The organism is Roseovarius sp. TE539 (genome assembly GCF_003298505.1).
Lineage (GTDB): Bacteria > Pseudomonadota > Alphaproteobacteria > Rhodobacterales > Rhodobacteraceae > Roseovarius.
On record NZ_QNGB01000022.1, the window covers coordinates 41,079 to 57,522 of the forward strand.

At 63.6% G+C, this 16,444-nt stretch carries 15 protein-coding genes and 3 pseudogenes; 15 read left to right on the forward strand and 3 right to left on the reverse strand.

Annotated elements, in window-relative coordinates:
• Positions 1-23 precede the first annotated feature (23 nt).
• A complete protein-coding gene (locus DQW77_RS13425; protein ID WP_113258764.1) occupies positions 24-725 on the reverse strand; it encodes a PAS domain-containing protein in 702 nt (233 codons plus the stop codon).
• 272 nt (positions 726-997) lie between these two features.
• On the opposite strand from DQW77_RS13425, the gene DQW77_RS13430 reads away from it, so the two are divergent.
• From DQW77_RS13430 to phoB, 11 genes and pseudogenes are all read left to right on the forward strand, one after another.
• Positions 998-1,888, forward strand: coding sequence for a YicC/YloC family endoribonuclease (locus tag DQW77_RS13430; RefSeq protein WP_113258747.1), 891 nt, complete (start codon positions 998-1,000; stop codon positions 1,886-1,888).
• 54 nt (positions 1,889-1,942) lie between these two features.
• Positions 1,943-2,584: a guanylate kinase gene (gmk, locus tag DQW77_RS13435; protein ID WP_113258748.1), complete on the forward strand. Its 642-nt coding sequence runs from the start codon at positions 1,943-1,945 to the stop codon at positions 2,582-2,584.
• Positions 2,581-3,108 carry a gamma carbonic anhydrase family protein gene (locus DQW77_RS13440; RefSeq protein ID WP_113258749.1) on the forward strand — a complete coding sequence of 176 codons (528 nt, stop codon included), beginning with the start codon at positions 2,581-2,583 and terminating at the stop codon, positions 3,106-3,108. Before gmk ends, DQW77_RS13440 begins: the two co-directional genes overlap by 4 nt.
• Before the next feature lie 32 nt (positions 3,109-3,140).
• Positions 3,141-4,196, forward strand: coding sequence for a cell wall metabolism sensor histidine kinase WalK (locus DQW77_RS13445; RefSeq protein WP_113258750.1), 1,056 nt, complete (start codon positions 3,141-3,143; stop codon positions 4,194-4,196).
• A gap of 150 nt (positions 4,197-4,346) precedes the next feature.
• Positions 4,347-5,327 (forward strand): substrate-binding domain-containing protein, encoded by a 981-nt coding sequence (locus DQW77_RS13450; RefSeq protein ID WP_113258751.1) that lies wholly within the window; start codon positions 4,347-4,349, stop codon positions 5,325-5,327.
• Positions 5,328-5,439: 112 nt separating this feature from the next.
• Positions 5,440-6,816 (forward strand): phosphate ABC transporter permease subunit PstC, encoded by a 1,377-nt coding sequence (gene pstC, locus DQW77_RS13455; RefSeq protein ID WP_113258752.1) that lies wholly within the window; start codon positions 5,440-5,442, stop codon positions 6,814-6,816.
• An 11-nt stretch (positions 6,817-6,827) separates the two neighbouring features.
• Positions 6,828-7,316, forward strand: a pseudogene (locus tag DQW77_RS18565) (DUF3333 domain-containing protein); the annotation flags it as partial.
• 492 nt (positions 7,317-7,808) lie between these two features.
• A pseudogene (gene pstA / locus DQW77_RS18570) lies at positions 7,809-8,627 on the forward strand (phosphate ABC transporter permease PstA); the annotation flags it as partial.
• Positions 8,628-8,648: 21 nt separating this feature from the next.
• A complete protein-coding gene (gene pstB / locus DQW77_RS13465) occupies positions 8,649-9,446 on the forward strand; it encodes a phosphate ABC transporter ATP-binding protein PstB (RefSeq protein ID WP_113258754.1) in 798 nt (265 codons plus the stop codon).
• Between the two features lie 11 nt (positions 9,447-9,457).
• Complete coding sequence (phoU, locus tag DQW77_RS13470) at positions 9,458-10,183, forward strand: phosphate signaling complex protein PhoU (RefSeq protein ID WP_113258755.1); 726 nt, start codon at positions 9,458-9,460, stop codon at positions 10,181-10,183.
• An 18-nt stretch (positions 10,184-10,201) separates the two neighbouring features.
• The gene (phoB, locus tag DQW77_RS13475; protein ID WP_113258756.1) at positions 10,202-10,891 is read left to right on the forward strand and encodes a phosphate regulon transcriptional regulator PhoB; all 690 of its coding nucleotides are present in this window, start codon (positions 10,202-10,204) and stop codon (positions 10,889-10,891) included.
• Positions 10,892-10,919: 28 nt separating this feature from the next.
• On the opposite strand, the gene DQW77_RS13480 is transcribed toward phoB, so the two are convergent.
• Positions 10,920-11,846, reverse strand: a complete 927-nt coding sequence (locus DQW77_RS13480) for a LysR substrate-binding domain-containing protein (protein WP_113258757.1) — start codon at positions 11,844-11,846, stop codon at positions 10,920-10,922.
• A gap of 89 nt (positions 11,847-11,935) precedes the next feature.
• Between DQW77_RS13480 and DQW77_RS13485 the strand changes: the two genes are divergently transcribed.
• The 4 genes from DQW77_RS13485 (at position 11,936) to DQW77_RS13500 (ending at position 16,063) form a co-directional block, all read left to right on the forward strand.
• Complete coding sequence (locus DQW77_RS13485) at positions 11,936-13,159, forward strand: acyl-CoA dehydrogenase (RefSeq protein WP_113258758.1); 1,224 nt, start codon at positions 11,936-11,938, stop codon at positions 13,157-13,159.
• Positions 13,160-13,333: 174 nt separating this feature from the next.
• On the forward strand, positions 13,334-14,599 hold the full coding sequence (locus DQW77_RS13490; protein WP_113258759.1) for an FAD-binding oxidoreductase: 1,266 nt from the start codon (positions 13,334-13,336) through the stop codon (positions 14,597-14,599).
• Positions 14,600-14,867: 268 nt separating this feature from the next.
• Complete coding sequence (gene aroQ / locus DQW77_RS13495; RefSeq protein ID WP_113258760.1) at positions 14,868-15,311, forward strand: type II 3-dehydroquinate dehydratase; 444 nt, start codon at positions 14,868-14,870, stop codon at positions 15,309-15,311.
• Positions 15,308-16,063 (forward strand): LuxR family transcriptional regulator, encoded by a 756-nt coding sequence (locus DQW77_RS13500; protein WP_181711271.1) that lies wholly within the window; start codon positions 15,308-15,310, stop codon positions 16,061-16,063. The genes aroQ and DQW77_RS13500 overlap by 4 nt, the downstream gene beginning before the upstream one ends.
• Positions 16,064-16,334: 271 nt before the next feature.
• Here DQW77_RS13500 and DQW77_RS18575 read toward each other — a convergent pair.
• Positions 16,335-16,444, reverse strand: a pseudogene (locus DQW77_RS18575) (IS5/IS1182 family transposase); the annotation flags it as partial.

Genomic DNA, 16,444 nt, shown 5'->3' on the forward strand with positions numbered 1-16,444 from the left:
GTGGTGCGCGGCCGAGAGGCATCTCAGGTGTCGGATTTCACCAGGCGCAGGTAAGGGCGCTCGCCGGACCGGATGCCGGGGGCCGCATCGTACCGAAGGAGCGCATCCGCGCGGCCCCTGGCGGGGCAGGGGCCGGCGGCGGGTGGCGGGCCGGTATCCCGAAGGACCGGTGTTGCCTTGCAGTCGCGGATGTCGAAGCGGACAGGTGCCGCGCCCGGCGGCGCGGTGGTGATCAGGCAGCCCAGGGCGCGTGACACGTCGCCCATGTCGCTGCGCAGGGGCAACAGGACCATCGTGCCCGTTGCAGCCGCCCGGCCCCGACCGTCGCCGCGCAACACCAGATCAAGCCGAAGGGTGGCCGGCTGATCGAACAGCCGCACCAGCCCGTCGGCCAGCCGGTCCCGGCCGGCGGGGGCGATGAAGGCGCTGAGAGGCAGGCCCCGCACCTCCATGCCCATCAGCTCGGTCAGGTGCATCCCGGCAATCCGCAGCCTGGCATGACCGGGCGCGATCCGTTCGGCGATGAAGGCGTTTGACAGAAGCGCCCCGATCCGTCGCGGATCGACGTCCGAGCGGCGCGGAACCTGCGCCCCGTCGCACATCCCTGCCCAGTACCCAACGAGGGCCGACAGGGCGCTGTCCCGGCCGGTCGGGGCCACTGCCGCCCCCGACCGGAATCCGAGGACATTTCCGTGGTCTGGCGTCTTGCATGAATCGTCCGACATCATCGTGCCTCCCTTTGCATGAACGCCCGTGACCGGGCTGCGTGTCCCTGCGGCGCTACACCCTGGTTTCCCGCGATGCGGTGGAAGCCCGAAGCCGGACGCGCAGGGCGCCGGGAGCAGACTGCCACATTTGTCGTCGGTTTTGTCTAAAATCCGCAGCAACTGGTTAACCCGTCCTGCAGTGTGCCGGCGTGCTGGCGGTGCTTGCCAGCCCGGGTTGCAGCGCGTAGGACGGATCCCGGACAAGCCGGGAGGACAGGGTGCTCAGGTCGATGACGGGTTTTGCCTCGGGGCGCGGTGCGCACGAGGGCCGGGGCTGGAGCTGGGAGCTGCGCAGCGTCAACGGCCGCGGGCTGGAACTGCGGCTGCGCCTGCCGGACTGGATCGAGGGATTGGAAGCCGGGCTCAGGGAGCTTCTGGGCAAGACGCTGGTGCGTGGCAATGTCACGCTCTCTTTGCGGATGCAGGCCGGCGAAGAGACCGGGCGGCTGACCCTGAACGAGGCGCAGCTGGAAAGGGTGCTCTCTGCGATGGCGTCAGTCGAGGCCCGCGCGATGGAGCGCGGCCTGTCGCTGGCCCCGGCGCGTCCGGGTGACATTCTGGCGCAGCGTGGAGTGCTGGAGCCGGAAAGCGAGGCGGGCACCGCGCCGGCAGGGACCGCCGTGCTGCGTGATGCGTTGCTGGCCGATGCCGAGAACCTGATCGCCGACCATGACCGGATGCGCGCCGCCGAGGGTGCCGTTCTCGAGACTGTCCTGAACGGCCATCTGGACGAGATCGCGCGCCTGACAGACGCCGCCCGGGATGCTGCCGAGGCGCGGCGGCCGGAGGCCGAGTCGGCGTTCCGGGCCGCCCTGGAGCGGGTGATGTCGAATGCCGAAGGGGCCGACGCCGCGCGGGTTGCACAGGAACTGGCGCTGTTGGCCGTGAAAGCCGACGTCACCGAGGAAATCGACCGGCTGCGCGCCCATGTGACCGCGGCGCGCGAGCTGCTGGCACAGGGATCTCCGATCGGGCGCAAGCTGGATTTTCTGGCACAGGAGTTCAACCGCGAAGCGAATACCCTGTGTTCCAAGGCGCAATCGGCGCCGCTTACGGGCATCGGCCTGGAGCTCAAGGCGATGATCGAGCAGATGCGCGAACAGGTGCAGAATGTGGAATGACGGCCAGGGGACCGGATGTGAGTATTTCGGGAAAGATGAAGGACAGTTGCAGGCATGACTGATCGGCGGGGACTACTGATCATACTCTCGTCACCGTCGGGGGCCGGCAAATCCACCCTGTCGCGACGTCTGCGGGACTGGGATCCGACGATCACCTTCTCGGTCTCGGCCACGACGCGCGCACCACGCGACGGGGAGGTCGATGGCCGCGAGTATCATTTCATGGACGAGGCGCGGTTCAAGGCCGAGGTCAAGGCCGGCGGGATGCTGGAGCACGCGCATGTCTTCGGCAATTTCTACGGCTCGCCGCGCGGGCCGGTGGAACGGTCGATCCTGGACGGGGCGGACGTTCTCTTCGATGTCGACTGGCAGGGGGCTCAGCAGATCCGCAATTCGCCGCTGAAGGACAGTGTCCTGTCGATCTTCCTGCTGCCGCCGTCGATCCCGGAGCTGCGCCGGCGGCTGGAGGGCCGCGGGCAGGACAGCCCCGAGGTGATCGCGCGGCGGATGCAGAAGAGCTGGGACGAGATAAGCCACTGGGATGCATATGATTACGTGCTGATCAACGACGATCTCGACGCCACGGAGTCGCGCCTGACGACGATCATCACCGCCGAGCGCCTGCGCCGGAGCCGCCAGCCGCAACTGGTCGATCACGTGCGCAGGCTGCAAACCGAATTCGAGGAGAAGACATGACGATTTATGCGCTGGACGGCCATGCCCCGGTTCTGCCCGAAGACGCTGATTTCTGGATCGCCCCCGATGCCAACCTGATTGGTCGGGTGATCGTGGAAAGTGCCGTTTCGGTCTGGTTCGGCAGTACCCTGCGGGGGGACAATGAACCCATCACCCTGGGCACGGGAACGAACGTACAGGAAAACACCGTGATGCATACCGACATGGGGTATCCCCTGGCGATCGGGGCGGGTTGCACGGTCGGGCACAAGGCGATGCTGCACGGTTGCACCCTGGAGGACAACGTTCTGATCGGGATGGGCGCGACGATCCTCAACGGCGCGCATATCGGTCGCAACAGCCTGGTCGGCGCGGGAGCACTTGTCACCGAAGGCAAGGAAATCCCGGAAGGCTCGCTTGTCATGGGGGTGCCGGGCAAGGTGGTGCGCCGGCTTGACGACGAGGCGATCGAGGGCCTGAGGGCCAGCGCGCTGCATTACCAGCAGAACATGCGCCGGTTCCGGGACGGGCTGGTTGCGCTGTGATCCCGTTGCCGGGGCCGCGCGGTGGATGACGAATGACGGATGAAACGATCCGGACCTTGCTTCAGGGCCTGCCGCTTCCGGCGTTGCTGATCGGGCAGGACGAGCGCATCATCGGGGCCAACGAGGGGGCCGGGGCGCTTCTGGGACGCGCCATCGTGGGGCGCCACTTCATCACCGCACTGCGCCAGCCGACGGTCCTTGATGCGGTCGAGGCCTGCCTGCGGGACCGTCAGAAGCGGGAGACCCGATACCTGTCCAATGACGGCGCGCAGGACACGACATTCGATGTTTCCGTCGCCCATGTCACCCTTGGCGGGGCGGGGCATGGCGGCGCGCTGGTCTGCTTCGAGGATGTGACGCATCTGGAACAGGTCAGCCAGATGCGGCGGGACTTCGTTGCCAACGTGAGTCACGAGCTGCGCACCCCGCTCACCGCGCTGCTCGGGTTCATCGAAACACTGCGCGGGCCGGCGCGCGAGGATGCCGCCGCCCGCGACCGTTTCCTGGCCACGATGATGGTGGAGGCGACCCGCATGGAGCGGCTGGTGCGCGATCTGCTCTCGCTGAGCCGGGTGGAAAGCCAGGAACGCGTCCGGCCGACGGAACGGGTTGACCTGAACGACCTTCTTGGATCTGTCAGGGATGCGCTGGCACCGGTGGCGCGGGACGCGGATGTTACACTGGTGCTGGAGCTGCCCGACGGGATACTGCCGGTGCCGGCAGACGCAGATCAGCTCAGGCAGGTCTTCACCAACCTGATCGAGAACGCGATCAAATATGGCGGTTCGGGCAAGAGCGTTCACGTTCGCGCCCGCTCCTCCGGCCACGAACCGGGTCTTCGCGGACCGGCGGCCATCGTCACGGTGCGCGACGAGGGGCCGGGGATCGAGGAAGTGCATATCCCCCGTCTGACCGAGCGATTCTATCGCGTCGACCCCCATCGCTCCCGCGAGATGGGCGGAACCGGCCTGGGCCTGGCGATCGTGAAACATATCATCAACCGCCATCGCGGGCGTTTCCGCATCGCCAGCAGCGTTGGAAAGGGAAGCGAATTCAAGGTCATACTTCCGATGGGATCCCAAAGCTGAGCCTTGATGCACCAACCCGCGGGCGATGAAATCATCGTCTGTCATAAAAGCGTTACAAAAACGTAACAAAAGCTTTGCCGTGGCCGAATAGCACCCGCCATGAGGTCATCACATCGCGGTGACCGGAACACATGAAATCAGGAGCTATCCATGTCCTTTGCAAGAATGTCCGTTTCTGCTGCGGCCATCATTGCCGTGTCGGCAACCGCCGCCGCGGCACGTGACCAGATCCGCATCGTCGGTTCATCCACCGTTTTCCCCTTCGCGACAGCCGTGGCCGAACAGTTCGGCAAATCCACGGAATTCCCCACACCCGTCGTTGAATCGACCGGGTCGGGCGGTGGCCTGAAACTGTTCTGTGCCGGTGTTGGCGCCGAGCATCCCGACATCACCAACGCCTCGCGCCGCGTGAAGATGAAGGAAGTCAAGACCTGCGCCGAGAACGGTGTGGACTTCACCGAGGTCGTCGCCGGCTATGACGGTATCGTCGTTGCCAACGCCGATTCGGGTCCGGACTACGAACTGAGCCGCGCGCAGATCTGGGAAGCCCTGGCCGCGAACGGCCCCAAGCCGACCACCTGGGACGAGATCGACCCTGCCCTGCCCGCCGAGGAAATCGAGGTGCTGGGCCCCCCGCCGACATCCGGTACCCGTGATGCTTTCGAAGAGCTGGTGATGGAAAAGGGCTGTGAAGAGGCCGGCGGTGAAGACTGCGAAGAGGCCGGCATGGAAATCCGCGAAGACGGCGCCTTCGTCGAGGCCGGCGAGAACGACAACCTGATCGTCTCCAAGCTGGAAGCCAACGACCGGGCGCTCGGCATCTTCGGGTTCTCGTTCCTCGACCAGAATCAGGATGCCATCAAGGGCGCCGTGATCGATGGCGTCGAGCCGACCTTCGACAACATCGCGTCGGGTGAGTACCCGGTCTCGCGCTCGATGTTCTTCTACATTAAGCACGCGCATGTCGGCGTCATCCCGGGCGTGATCGAATACGCACAGGAATTCGTCAGCGCGAACGGCCCCGACGGCTACCTGCCCGAGCTGGGCCTGATCCCGGTCGGCGATGACCTGATGGCGTCGAACAAGGACGCGGTGGAGAACCTCCCGGCCCTGACGGTCGACAACTACTGACAGGCTTCGCAAAAGCGATCCCTGACGACACGCCGGGGGCGGCATCCTGCCGCCTCCGGCACCTTCCGGCCGACTGAATGTCGGGGCCGCCTGCCTTCGGAGCCGTTTCAAGATGGTGTTCACCCTTTTCGCCCTCGTCCTCGTCCTTGCCGCCGCGGCCTATCTTGCGTCGCGGAACCGTGCCGCCCGGGTTGACGCGGCCGGGGATGCCGCGCTGCATTCACGCCCATCCTATCACGGCCTGCACAGCGCCCTTTGGGTCCTGATGGCCGGGTTGGGCGTGTTGGTGATATCGACGATCGGCGCCACATGGTTCATCACCTCGACCTTGATGAACGAGATTGCCCAGGCCCGGCCGGATGCGCCCCTTATCGAGCATCAACTCATCCTGTCCGACGCCCGCGCCATCGCCGATGGCCGCATATCGTCCGGCAGTGACATGCTGCGCGAGCAGGTGGCGGACCGCTTCGCCGGGCTGGACCGGATCCGGAACGTGGTGGTGATCGTCCTGACATTGGGCGCGGCCATTCTTGGCGGGGTCCTGTCCTACCTGAGCATCTCGCCGGAATGGCGGGCGCGGAACCGTTCGGAAACGGTGATCCGTGCAGGGCTGCTGGTGATGGCGGTGATCGCGATCCTGACAACCATCGGGATCGTGCTTTCGCTCATCTTCGAGACCGTCCGGTTCTTCAACGCGATCGACTGGCAATTGCACAAGTTCATCTTCGGCACCACGTGGAGCCCGCTTTCGGGTGTCTTCGAAGGCAAGATGGACGCTGAAAAGGTCGGTGCGCTGCCGCTGTTCGCGGGGACGCTCCTGATCACGCTGATCGCGATGCTGGTGGCAGTGCCTGTGGGGCTTTTCGCGGCGATCTTCCTGTCGGATTTCGCCTCCAAGACAGTGCGCTCCTACGCCAAGCCGATGCTGGAGATCCTTGCCGGCATCCCCACCGTCGTTTACGGCTTTTTCGCGGCGATCACCGTGGCGCCCTTCCTGCGCGACACCGGCGAGGCGATCGGCATCCGCGTGGCCAGTGAATCCGCGCTCGCCGCCGGGATCGTGATGGGAATCATGATCATTCCCTTCATCTCGTCGCTCAGCGACGACGTGATCAACTCTGTCCCGCAAAGTCTGCGCGACGGATCACTGGGGCTTGGCGCGACAAAGGCCGAAACCATCCGTCAGGTGGTGCTGCCTGCCGCGCTTCCGGGGATCGTGTCGGCGGTTCTGCTGGCGATCAGCCGCGCTATCGGCGAGACCATGATCGTGGTCATGGCCGCGGGGCAGGGGGCCAACCTGACCGCCAATCCCCTTGAGGCCGTGACCACGGTGACCGTGCAGATCGTGGCCCTCATTACCGGCGATACCGAGGCTTCTACGGCCGCCGGTCCCGCCTTCACGCTGGGTTTCACGCTTTTCGTCCTGACCCTTCTGATGAACATGGCAGCCCAGCGACTGGTTGCCAGATACCGCGAACGTTATGATTGAGGGCCGAACAGATGGCTGATTCCACCGCACAAACGCCTCCATCCGGCGGGTTCGACCACGGCAGCCTTGCGGCCGGGTCCGGACGCCTCAAGCAACGGCGCGCCGCCGAATTCCGGCTCAAGATGTATGGCATCATCGCCATCGGCGTGGCCGCCGCGGCGCTGGTCGCGCTGTTGGGATCGGTCGTGACCCAGGCATCCAAGGCGGTCACCGAGCATTATGTCGTTTCGGAAATCACGATCGACCCCGAAGTGATCGGCGTCACAGCCGAGACACCGACGGATGAGATCGCGAGGGCACAGTTCGGAGACCTGACCGAAGCCATGATGGAAGCGCAGTTTCCCCGTGCGACGGGCCGGACCGCCGGGCGGGAACTGGGGGAAATCATCTCGGGCGGGGCCAGTTTCGAACTGGGCGACCGGATTGCCGCGGAACCGGGCCTTATCGGCGAGACGATGACCTTCGAGTTCCTGGCGTCCGATACCACCGACCTTTACCTGAAGGGCGAATTCGGCGCGCTGCGTGATGCGGAGGCCAGCGGTCTGCTGACCGTCTTCGAAGGCGATGACGGTGATTTGCGGGTCTCGTCCAGCTCCAACGATTTCGGGGCGGCGCTCCGTCAGGTCAAGCAGCATCTCTACGAGGATGCCGACAGCCTGCGCACCAAGGCGGCGCGGCAGGAGAACGCGGTGCGGGTCTACACGGAACGCGCGGAAAAAGCCGACAGCGAAGAAGACCGGCAGCGTCAGCTTGAAAAAGCCGAGAGCGCCCGGGCCAAACAACAGGACCTGATCGACGAGGCGGCCGCCCTCGAGCGCCGTGCTGCGGGCGCGTCAGGCGCAGAAAAGGTGGATGACGAGAACATCTCGATCATGATCAAGGCCGGCGGCGGCTGGATGCGCCTCACCGAAGTCAATCGCGCGACGGCCAAGGCCGAATTGCTGACGCAAGTCTCGCTGCCGATCGAGAACAGCGATGACTGGACGCTCTACACCTCCGAACTGCCTGAGGCGGATCGAAAGGTCACGGACCGGCAGATCGCGTGGATCGAGACGCTCCGCGACCAGGGCAAGATCAAGGAGACGCTGAACACCCGCTTCTTCACTGCCGCCGACAGTCGCGCGCCCGAGCTTGCGGGTATCCGCGGCGCGCTGGTCGGCTCGCTCCTGACGATGCTGGTGACGTTCAGCCTTGCCTTCCCCATCGGTGTTCTGGGGGCGATCTATCTTGAGGAGTTCGCGCCCAAGAACCGGTTCACGAACTTCATCGAGGTCAACATCAACAATCTTGCCGCGGTGCCGTCGATCGTGTTCGGTCTGCTGGGGCTGGCGGTTTTCCTGAACGTGTTCGGTGTGCCGCGCTCGGCGCCGCTGGCTGGTGGTATCGTTCTGGCGCTGATGACGCTGCCGACGATCATCATCGCGGCCCGGGCCGCGATCCGGGCGGTGCCGCCCTCGATCCGGGATGCGGCGCTCGGGGTCGGGGCGTCCAACGTGCAGGCGAGTTTCCATCACGTACTGCCACTGGCGATGCCCGGTATCCTGACCGGCACGATCATCGGCATGGCGCAGGCCCTGGGCGAAACCGCACCGCTGATCATGATCGGCATGGTCGCCTTTATCGTCGAAGTGCCGGGCAGCATCACGGACAGTGCCACCGTTCTGCCGGTGCAGGTTTTCCGCTGGTCGGATTTTCCTGAACGCGCCTTCGAGGCGCGCACCGCCGCGGCGATCTGCGTGCTTCTGGTATTTCTGGTTCTCATGAACCTTATCGCCATCATCCTGCGCCGCCGGTTCGAGCGCCGTTGGTAAGTCCTGACAGGAGCCGTTACCATGTATGACACGCCCAATTCGGAGAGAGACGTGGACCAGAAAGAGATCAAGTTTTCGGCACGTGACGTCCAAGTCTTTTACGGCGACACGCACGCCATCAAGGATGTGGACGTCGACCTGGAGGACAAGACCGTTACCGCCTTCATCGGGCCGTCGGGCTGCGGCAAATCCACATTCCTGCGGTGCCTGAACCGGATGAACGACACGATTGATGTCTGCCGGGTCGAGGGGGACATACGTCTCGACGGGGAGGATATCTACGACAAGCGCGTCGACCCTGTTCAGCTCAGGGCGAAGGTCGGCATGGTCTTTCAGAAGCCCAACCCTTTCCCGAAGTCGATCTATGACAACGTGGCCTACGGCCCCAAGATACACGGTCTGGCCCGGACCAAGGGCGAACTCGACGAGATCGTCGAGAAATCGCTGCGCCGCGCCGCGCTCTGGGACGAGGCCAAGGACAGGCTGGAAACACCGGGCACCGGCCTTTCCGGCGGGCAGCAGCAGCGGCTGTGCATCGCCCGCGCCGTCGCCACCGAACCCGAGGTTCTTCTGATGGACGAACCCTGCTCGGCGCTTGACCCGATCGCCACCTCGCAGGTGGAGGAACTGATCGACGATCTTCGCAGCAACTTTTCGGTGGTGATTGTCACCCACTCGATGCAGCAGGCCGCGCGGGTCAGCCAGAAGACGGCGTTCTTTCATCTCGGGAGCATGGTGGAGTTTGGCGAGACGGGCCACATCTTCACCAACCCGAATGACGAGCGCACAGAAAGCTACATTACCGGACGGATCGGCTGAGGAGAGCCCAAATGCAGGACGAACACATAGCCTCGGCTTTCGACCGGGACCTGGAATCCATACAGGCGCTGATCATGAAGATGGGCGGGCTGGTCGAAGAGGCGATAATCGACGCGGCCAAATCGCTGGAATACCGTGACGAGGAACTTGCCGAGAAGGTTCGCGATGGTGATCGTGCGGTTGATTTGCTGGAAGAGCAGATCAACGAGGAAGCGGCGCGCGTGATCGCGTTGCGGGCGCCCACGGCAGTGGACCTGCGGTTGATCCTCAGCGTGATGAAGATCAGTGCCAACCTCGAGCGGATAGGTGACTACGCCAAGAACATGGCCAAGCGCACCACGGTTCTGTCCCAGATGACACCGATCGACGGATCGCCGGCCGCCTTGCGCCGCATGGCCCGCGAGGTCGAGCGGATGCTCAAGGACGCGCTTGATGCCTACATCCAGCGCGACGCCGACCTGGCCCGTGACGTGATGCATCGCGATCATGACGTCGACCAGATGTACAATGCCCTGTTCCGCGAGTTCCTGACGTTCATGATGGAGGATCCGCGCAACATCACCGCCTGCATGCACCTGCATTTCATGGCCAAGAATACCGAACGCATGGGCGATCACGTCACCTCCATCGCCGAGCAGGTGATCTATCTGGTGACCGGGGAGATGCCCGAGGACAAACGCCCGAAAAGCGACAAGACATCCACGGATCCTGCCGTCGCACCGAGTGGCGGCAAATAAGCGAGGTCTATGAGGGCAATGTCTCCGGAACACCCCACTGTCCTTCTGGTCGAGGACGAGCCGGCACAGCGCGAAGTGCTGGCCTACAACCTGGAAGCGGACGGTTTCCGCGTCACCCGAGCCGGCAACGGCGAAGAGGCGCTGATGCTGGTCGAGGAGGCAGCACCGGACATCATCGTGCTGGACTGGATGCTGCCCAATGTCTCGGGCATCGAGGTATGCCGGCAGCTCAAGACCCGTTCGGAAACCCGCGGCGTCCCGATCATCATGCTGTCGGCCCGTTCCGAGGAGGTGGACCGGGTGCGCGGACTCGAGACCGGGGCGGACGATTACGTGGTCAAGCCCTATTCGGTTGTCGAACTGATGGCCCGGGTTCGCGCGCAGCTGCGGCGGACGCGCCCGGCGACTGTGGGTGAACGGCTGGAATACACCGATATCGTGCTCGACTCGGAAACCCACAGGGTCACCCGCGCCGACAAACCCCTGAAACTGGGACCCACGGAATTCCGGCTTCTGGCCACCTTCATGGAAAAGCCCGGTCGTGTCTGGAGCCGCGAACAGCTGCTCGATCGGGTGTGGGGACGGGATATCTATGTGGATACCCGCACCGTGGACGTGCATATCGGCCGGCTCAGGAAAGCCCTGTGTCAGCATGGCGGGTCCGATCCCCTACGCACCGTGCGCGGGGCGGGATACGCGCTTGGCTGAAAATTCCGGCGTCAGTCCGGTCAACCGTTCAGCGGGGCAGCGGATCCTCGTCCTCGGCCTGTCCCGACAGCCAGTCGCGGAAGGCGCCAAGAACCGGATCCTCGGCATGCTCGGAAGGCCAGACAAGATGGTACGCGCCGGGCATCGGCGTCGCCTCGCCCCAGACCCGTGCCAGACGGCCGGTGGCCAGATCCTGTTCAGCCAGGTAGTCGGGCAAAAGCGCGACCCCCAGACCGTGCAGCGCGGCCTGCGTGATGGTCGAGAACTGGTCATGGATCGTGCCGCTGGTCGGACTGTCCTCGACACCATGCGCACGCAGCCAGTCTGACCAGGCGTCCGGCCGCGTTTCGATGTGCAGGAGCGGCAGGCGCAGCACCTCCGACGCAGCCGTCAGCGGCCCGTCGGGCAGCAGTGCCGGTGAGCAGACGGCGATGACAGCTTCGTCCCGAAGGCGCAGCGCCTGTGTTCCCGGCCAGTCGCCATCACCGAAATGTATCGCCGCATCAAACGAATCCGAGGCGAAGTTGAACGGCTTCAACCGTGTGGCGAGGTTGACGGTGATTTCCGGGTGGCGGCGCGCGAAATCGGGAAGCCGGGGCACCAGCCACCGCATTCCGAAGGTTGGCAGGATCGCCAGGTCCAGGGTTCCACCGGCCGGATTGACCGAAAGCCTGAGGGATGCACGGGCGATCTGCTGCAACGCCTCGCGGATCTCGCCGGCATAGCGGGCGCCCTCGGGCGTCAGGCGTATGCCGCGCCCCTCGCGCAGGAACAGCGTAATCCCCAGCTGAGTCTCCAGCCCGCGCAATTGGCGGCTGACAGCCCCTTGTGTGAGATTCAGCGCCTCGGCTGCGGCGGTGGCACTGCCCAACCGGTCCAGCGCCTCCAGCGCCCGCAATGCGGCGATGGAGGGCAGGAACCGCCGTGATTCCGGAAATGCTTGCGGTTTTCTCATGTATCCTTGCCGAATTGTCGCTGTAATTATCAAAATACGCGGGGTATTCTTCCCATGAAACATTGCAAGATCTCAAGAAAGGTGTCGTCATGTCCCTCGATTCTCCTGCGTTGACCGCCAAGGACGCACCCGATCTCGGGCAGTTCGATTGGCAGGATCCCCTCCGGCTCACCGAACAGCTTGAAGAAGACGAACGCATGATCGCCGAGAGCGCCCGCGCCTACGCGCAGGAGAAGCTGCAACCGCGGGTGACGGAGGCATTCCGCGACGAACGGACCGATCCCGGGATCTTCCGCGAGATGGGGGAAATGGGGCTTCTGGGCACGACCATCCCCGAGACGTACGGAGGGCTGGGCGCGGGCTATGTCGGTTATGGGCTTGTCGCACGGGAAGTGGAGCGTGTCGATTCCGGGTACCGCAGCATGATGAGCGTTCAGTCCAGCCTGGTGATGTATCCCATCCATGCTTACGGAAGCGAGGACCAGCGCCGCAAATACCTGCCCGGATTGGCGGCGGGGGATCTCATCGGGTGCTTCGGCCTGACGGAACCGGATGCCGGCAGTGATCCGGCGGGAATGAAGACACGGGCCCGCAAGGTTGACGGCGGATACCGCCTGAGTGGTACCAAGACCTGGATCTCAAACAGCCCGATCGCGGATGTCTTCGTCGTCTGGGCAAAATCGGACGCGCATGACGGAAAGATCCGGGGTTTCGTTCTCGAAAAGGGGATGAAGGGGCTGAGCGCCCCGAAGATCGACGGCAAGATGTCCCTGCGTGCCTCCATCACCGGCGAAATCGTGATGGACGATGTCGAGGTGGGCGAAGATGCGTTGCTACCGAACGTCCAGGGTCTCAAAGGGCCTTTCGGCTGTCTGAACCGGGCCCGTTATGGCATTGCCTGGGGCGTGATGGGGGCCGCGGAAACGTGCTGGCACGCGGCGCGGCAATACGGGCTGGACCGTCAGCAGTTCAAACGCCCCCTTGCACAGACCCAGCTTTACCAGAAGAAACTTGCCGACATGCAGACCGAGATCGCGCTCGGGCTGCAGGCGGCGCTGCAGGTGGGGCGCCTAATGGACAAGGCAAGTGCCGCCCCCGAGATGATCAGCCTGATCAAGCGCAACAATTGCGGCAAGGCGCTGGACGTGGCGCGCATGGCGCGCGACATGCACGGCGGAAACGGGATCAGTCTGGAATATCAGGTGATCCGTCACATGGTGAACCTGGAGACGGTGAACACATACGAAGGCACGCATGATGTTCACGCGCTCATCCTCGGGCGGGCGCAAACCGGGTTGCAGGCATTTTTCTGACACCCATTGCACCGGGTACGACAAGCGGGCAGGCTATGGGGATGACCTCATTCTTCCGTATAGATCAAGCCCCGGACCGAACTCCGAACGCGCCACATATGGCCTTGCCTGATTTTGATTTTTCATCAAACCTTTCAGCCGCAACCTTCATCAAGTTTCGGCGAGGGGCGGTGAATGTCTGATCTGTCCGTCCTGTGGCGCGAAAGCGCTGGCGAGGTGTTTTCAGCGCCACCGCTGGAGGGGGTCCACAAGACCGAACTGGCCATTGTCGGTGGCGGGTTCACCGGCTGTGCGGCCGCGCTTGAAGCTGCCGGGCAGGGGGCAGATGTGACCTTGCTGGAGGCTGAAACGATCGGTCACGGCGGATCGGGCCGTAATGTCGGGCTGGTCAATGCCGGCCTTTGGCTGCCGCCCGATGCGGTAGCTGAAACGTTGGGGGCATCTGCCGGCGAGCGCCTGAACAGGATCCTTGCCGCGGCGCCGGACGAGGTCTTCGGACTGATTGACCGCCACCGCATCGCCTGCGAACCGGTGCGAAACGGCACGCTGCATCTGGCCCATGCGCCACGAGGGGTGTCGGACCTGCGCAAACGGCACGCGCAAATGGTGGCGCGCGGCGCTCCGGTCACTCTTCTCGATGGACAGGAGGCATGCGACCGCACCGGAACTGACCGGTTTCACGGGGCTTTGCATGATGCGCGGGCAGGCACGCTCCAACCGCTGGCCTATGCGCGCGGCCTTGCGCGCGCGGCGGCAGGAAACGGTGCAAAAATATTTGAAAACAGCCGGGTAGAGGGTATTTTTGAACAAAACGGTGAATGGTGTCTGCGGACCGCGGGCGGAACCTTGACAGCCAGCCGTCTTTTGCTTGCGACCAATGCCTACCACCGCGCGTTGGGACCGGTGGATCCCCCGGATGTTCCCGTCGTGAATTACTTTCAGCTGGCGACGGAACCGCTCGGCGCCAACCTGGCCGGGGATGTTCTGCCGGGTGGCGAAGGATGCTGGGATACCGGGTTGATCATGTCGTCGCTGAGGCGCGATGCGACGGGGCGCGTGATCCTTGGCGGGATGGGCGATGCCGACGCCCTGGGCATTCAAGCGGGGTGGGCACGGCGCAAGCTGGAAAGGCTGTTCCCGCGTCTGGCGGATGCCGCGATCACCCATGCCTGGGCCGGGAAGATATCCATGACCGAAGACCATCTTCCGCGCATCATGCGTATTGGAGAGGGTGGATATGCCGTTTTCGGTTATTCCGGTCGCGGCATCGCTCCCGGAACGGTTTTCGGACAGGCCGCGGCCAGAGCATTGCTGGATGGGGACGAGGCCGATTTGCCGATCGGGTCTGTCGGTGCCCACCACGAAAGACTGCCCGGGCTGCGCACCCGGTTTTTCGAAACCGGGGCAAGGCTGGTGCACATGATCTCCGAAAGGCGCTGATGCCAGTGGGCGAGTCCTTCGTATGGTATCATGCATAAAGCGCATAATCAGTATTATGTTAATAAAATAGGAGTGTATGAACTCCCGCTAAAACTCCAATATTCTTATTGTTAACTGTCAGTTACCAGATGATTTCAATATTGAAAACGGCGCCCGCCTGATGGCACTTCTGCACCGGCGGCCGGAAAATCAGGCCGGCATGCGTGTGAAAACTCGACAAGGGCAAGGAATTCGCGCTACGGCCTGTCACAAAGGACACTGCCAGACCATGACCTCCATCCTGATCCTCAATGGCCCCAACCTCAACATGCTGGGCACACGGCAACCAGAAATCTACGGCCACACCACGCTTGAGGACATATCCCGCCGCTGTCGGGATCATGGTGCTGCGCGCGGCATCAGCGTGACGGTCGAGCAAAGCAACAGCGAAGGTACCCTCTTGGACCTGATCCAGTCAGCGCGCGGTGTTCATGATGGCATCGTCCTGAATGCGGGCGCCTACACGCATACCTCGATCGCACTGCGCGACGCGATCAGCGCCGTCGCCCTGCCTGTGATCGAACTGCACCTGTCCAACATCCACGCCCGCGACGCGTTCCGGCACCACTCCTACATCGCACCGGTCGCCCTGGGCGTCATTTGCGGATTCGGGGCTGCGGGATACACGCTCGCACTGGATGCCCTTGCAGGCCAGCTGGAGATCGAACCTTGATCCCGACGAGCGAGCTGAACGCTCTGCTCGACGCCTCGGGAATCGAGGAACTCTGGAACATGCATGTAAAGCGGATGGCCGAATTTGGCTTCGATCGCCTGATCTATGGCGCCACGCGCTACCGGACCGGCAATTCGCTGGGTGATCCGGACGATTTCGTGCTGCTGACCAATCACGAGCCCGAATATACCGACGTGTTCATCGGCGAAGGCCTGTATTTCCACGCCCCGATGGTAAAGTGGGCGCTGCACAATGACGGGGCCTGTTCGTGGTCGGTGCTGCGCGATCGCGTCAACAGCGAGATGCTGAGTTCTCAGGAACGGCGGGTGATGGAGTTCAATGCCGCACACGGGGTGACAGCCGGCTATTCGATCAGTTTCACGTCGGTATCGCCGCGCACCAAGGGGGCGATCGCGCTGACGGCCCGGCGCGGGCTCTCACAGGACGACGCGGATGCGATTTGGGCCGAACATGGTGAGGACATACAGGCGCTGAATACCATCGTGCACCTGCGCATCCTCGCCCTGCCCTATACCACGCGCGGGCGCACCCTCACGGCACGCCAGCGCGAGGTGCTGGGATGGGTCGGCGACGGCAAGACGGTTCAGGATATCGCCCTGATCATGGAGCTTACGCCGGCAACGGTGGAAAAGCATCTGAGGCTGGCCCGTGATGCCCTTTGCGTGGAAACCACAGCGCAGGCGGTGCTCAAGGCAGCATTCCAGAACCAGATCTTCCTGCTCGATCCCTGATCGGCGGTTCGAGGTAAGGATTCCCTTACTTTTGCCCGGCCCCGAAAACGCGCATGATGATGATGTTCCGTGAGTGGAGGTTTTGACACCTGGGAACATCGGACCGAAAACCCTTGGGATTTCAAGGCTCTTCGGTTTGCCGGCTCCTTGCCGGAATTCCGGTCGCTGGCCTTATTGGTCGGGTCAGTGACCGGTGCCTGTCGGTTGCTGTTCCATCCCCAATGCACGGCAACCCAAGAAAACGGCGCCGCCCCCTAGGCGGCGTCTGCATTTAGCTGATCCAAGCCATTGCGCATGCGAGATCAACGAAGGCTTTGAATGAGCTGACGGATTTCTCGCAACGCAATGCGATCCTGCGGAAGCGTTTGATCTTATTGAAAA

Coding starts and splice junctions, on each gene's coding strand:
- gmk (WP_113258748.1), top strand. CDS start 1,943: ATGACTGATCGGCGGGGACTACTGATCATACTCTCGTCACCGTCGGGG.
- DQW77_RS13485 (WP_113258758.1), top strand. CDS start 11,936: ATGTCCCTCGATTCTCCTGCGTTGACCGCCAAGGACGCACCCGATCTC.
- DQW77_RS13430 (WP_113258747.1), top strand. CDS start 998: ATGACGGGTTTTGCCTCGGGGCGCGGTGCGCACGAGGGCCGGGGCTGG.
- DQW77_RS13425 (WP_113258764.1), bottom strand. CDS start 725: ATGTCGGACGATTCATGCAAGACGCCAGACCACGGAAATGTCCTCGGA.
- DQW77_RS13480 (WP_113258757.1), bottom strand. CDS start 11,846: ATGAGAAAACCGCAAGCATTTCCGGAATCACGGCGGTTCCTGCCCTCC.
- DQW77_RS13450 (WP_113258751.1), top strand. CDS start 4,347: ATGTCCTTTGCAAGAATGTCCGTTTCTGCTGCGGCCATCATTGCCGTG.
- DQW77_RS13490 (WP_113258759.1), top strand. CDS start 13,334: ATGTCTGATCTGTCCGTCCTGTGGCGCGAAAGCGCTGGCGAGGTGTTT.
- phoU (WP_113258755.1), top strand. CDS start 9,458: ATGCAGGACGAACACATAGCCTCGGCTTTCGACCGGGACCTGGAATCC.
- pstC (WP_113258752.1), top strand. CDS start 5,440: ATGGTGTTCACCCTTTTCGCCCTCGTCCTCGTCCTTGCCGCCGCGGCC.
- DQW77_RS13445 (WP_113258750.1), top strand. CDS start 3,141: ATGACGGATGAAACGATCCGGACCTTGCTTCAGGGCCTGCCGCTTCCG.
- pstB (WP_113258754.1), top strand. CDS start 8,649: ATGTATGACACGCCCAATTCGGAGAGAGACGTGGACCAGAAAGAGATC.
- DQW77_RS13440 (WP_113258749.1), top strand. CDS start 2,581: ATGACGATTTATGCGCTGGACGGCCATGCCCCGGTTCTGCCCGAAGAC.
- aroQ (WP_113258760.1), top strand. CDS start 14,868: ATGACCTCCATCCTGATCCTCAATGGCCCCAACCTCAACATGCTGGGC.
- phoB (WP_113258756.1), top strand. CDS start 10,202: ATGTCTCCGGAACACCCCACTGTCCTTCTGGTCGAGGACGAGCCGGCA.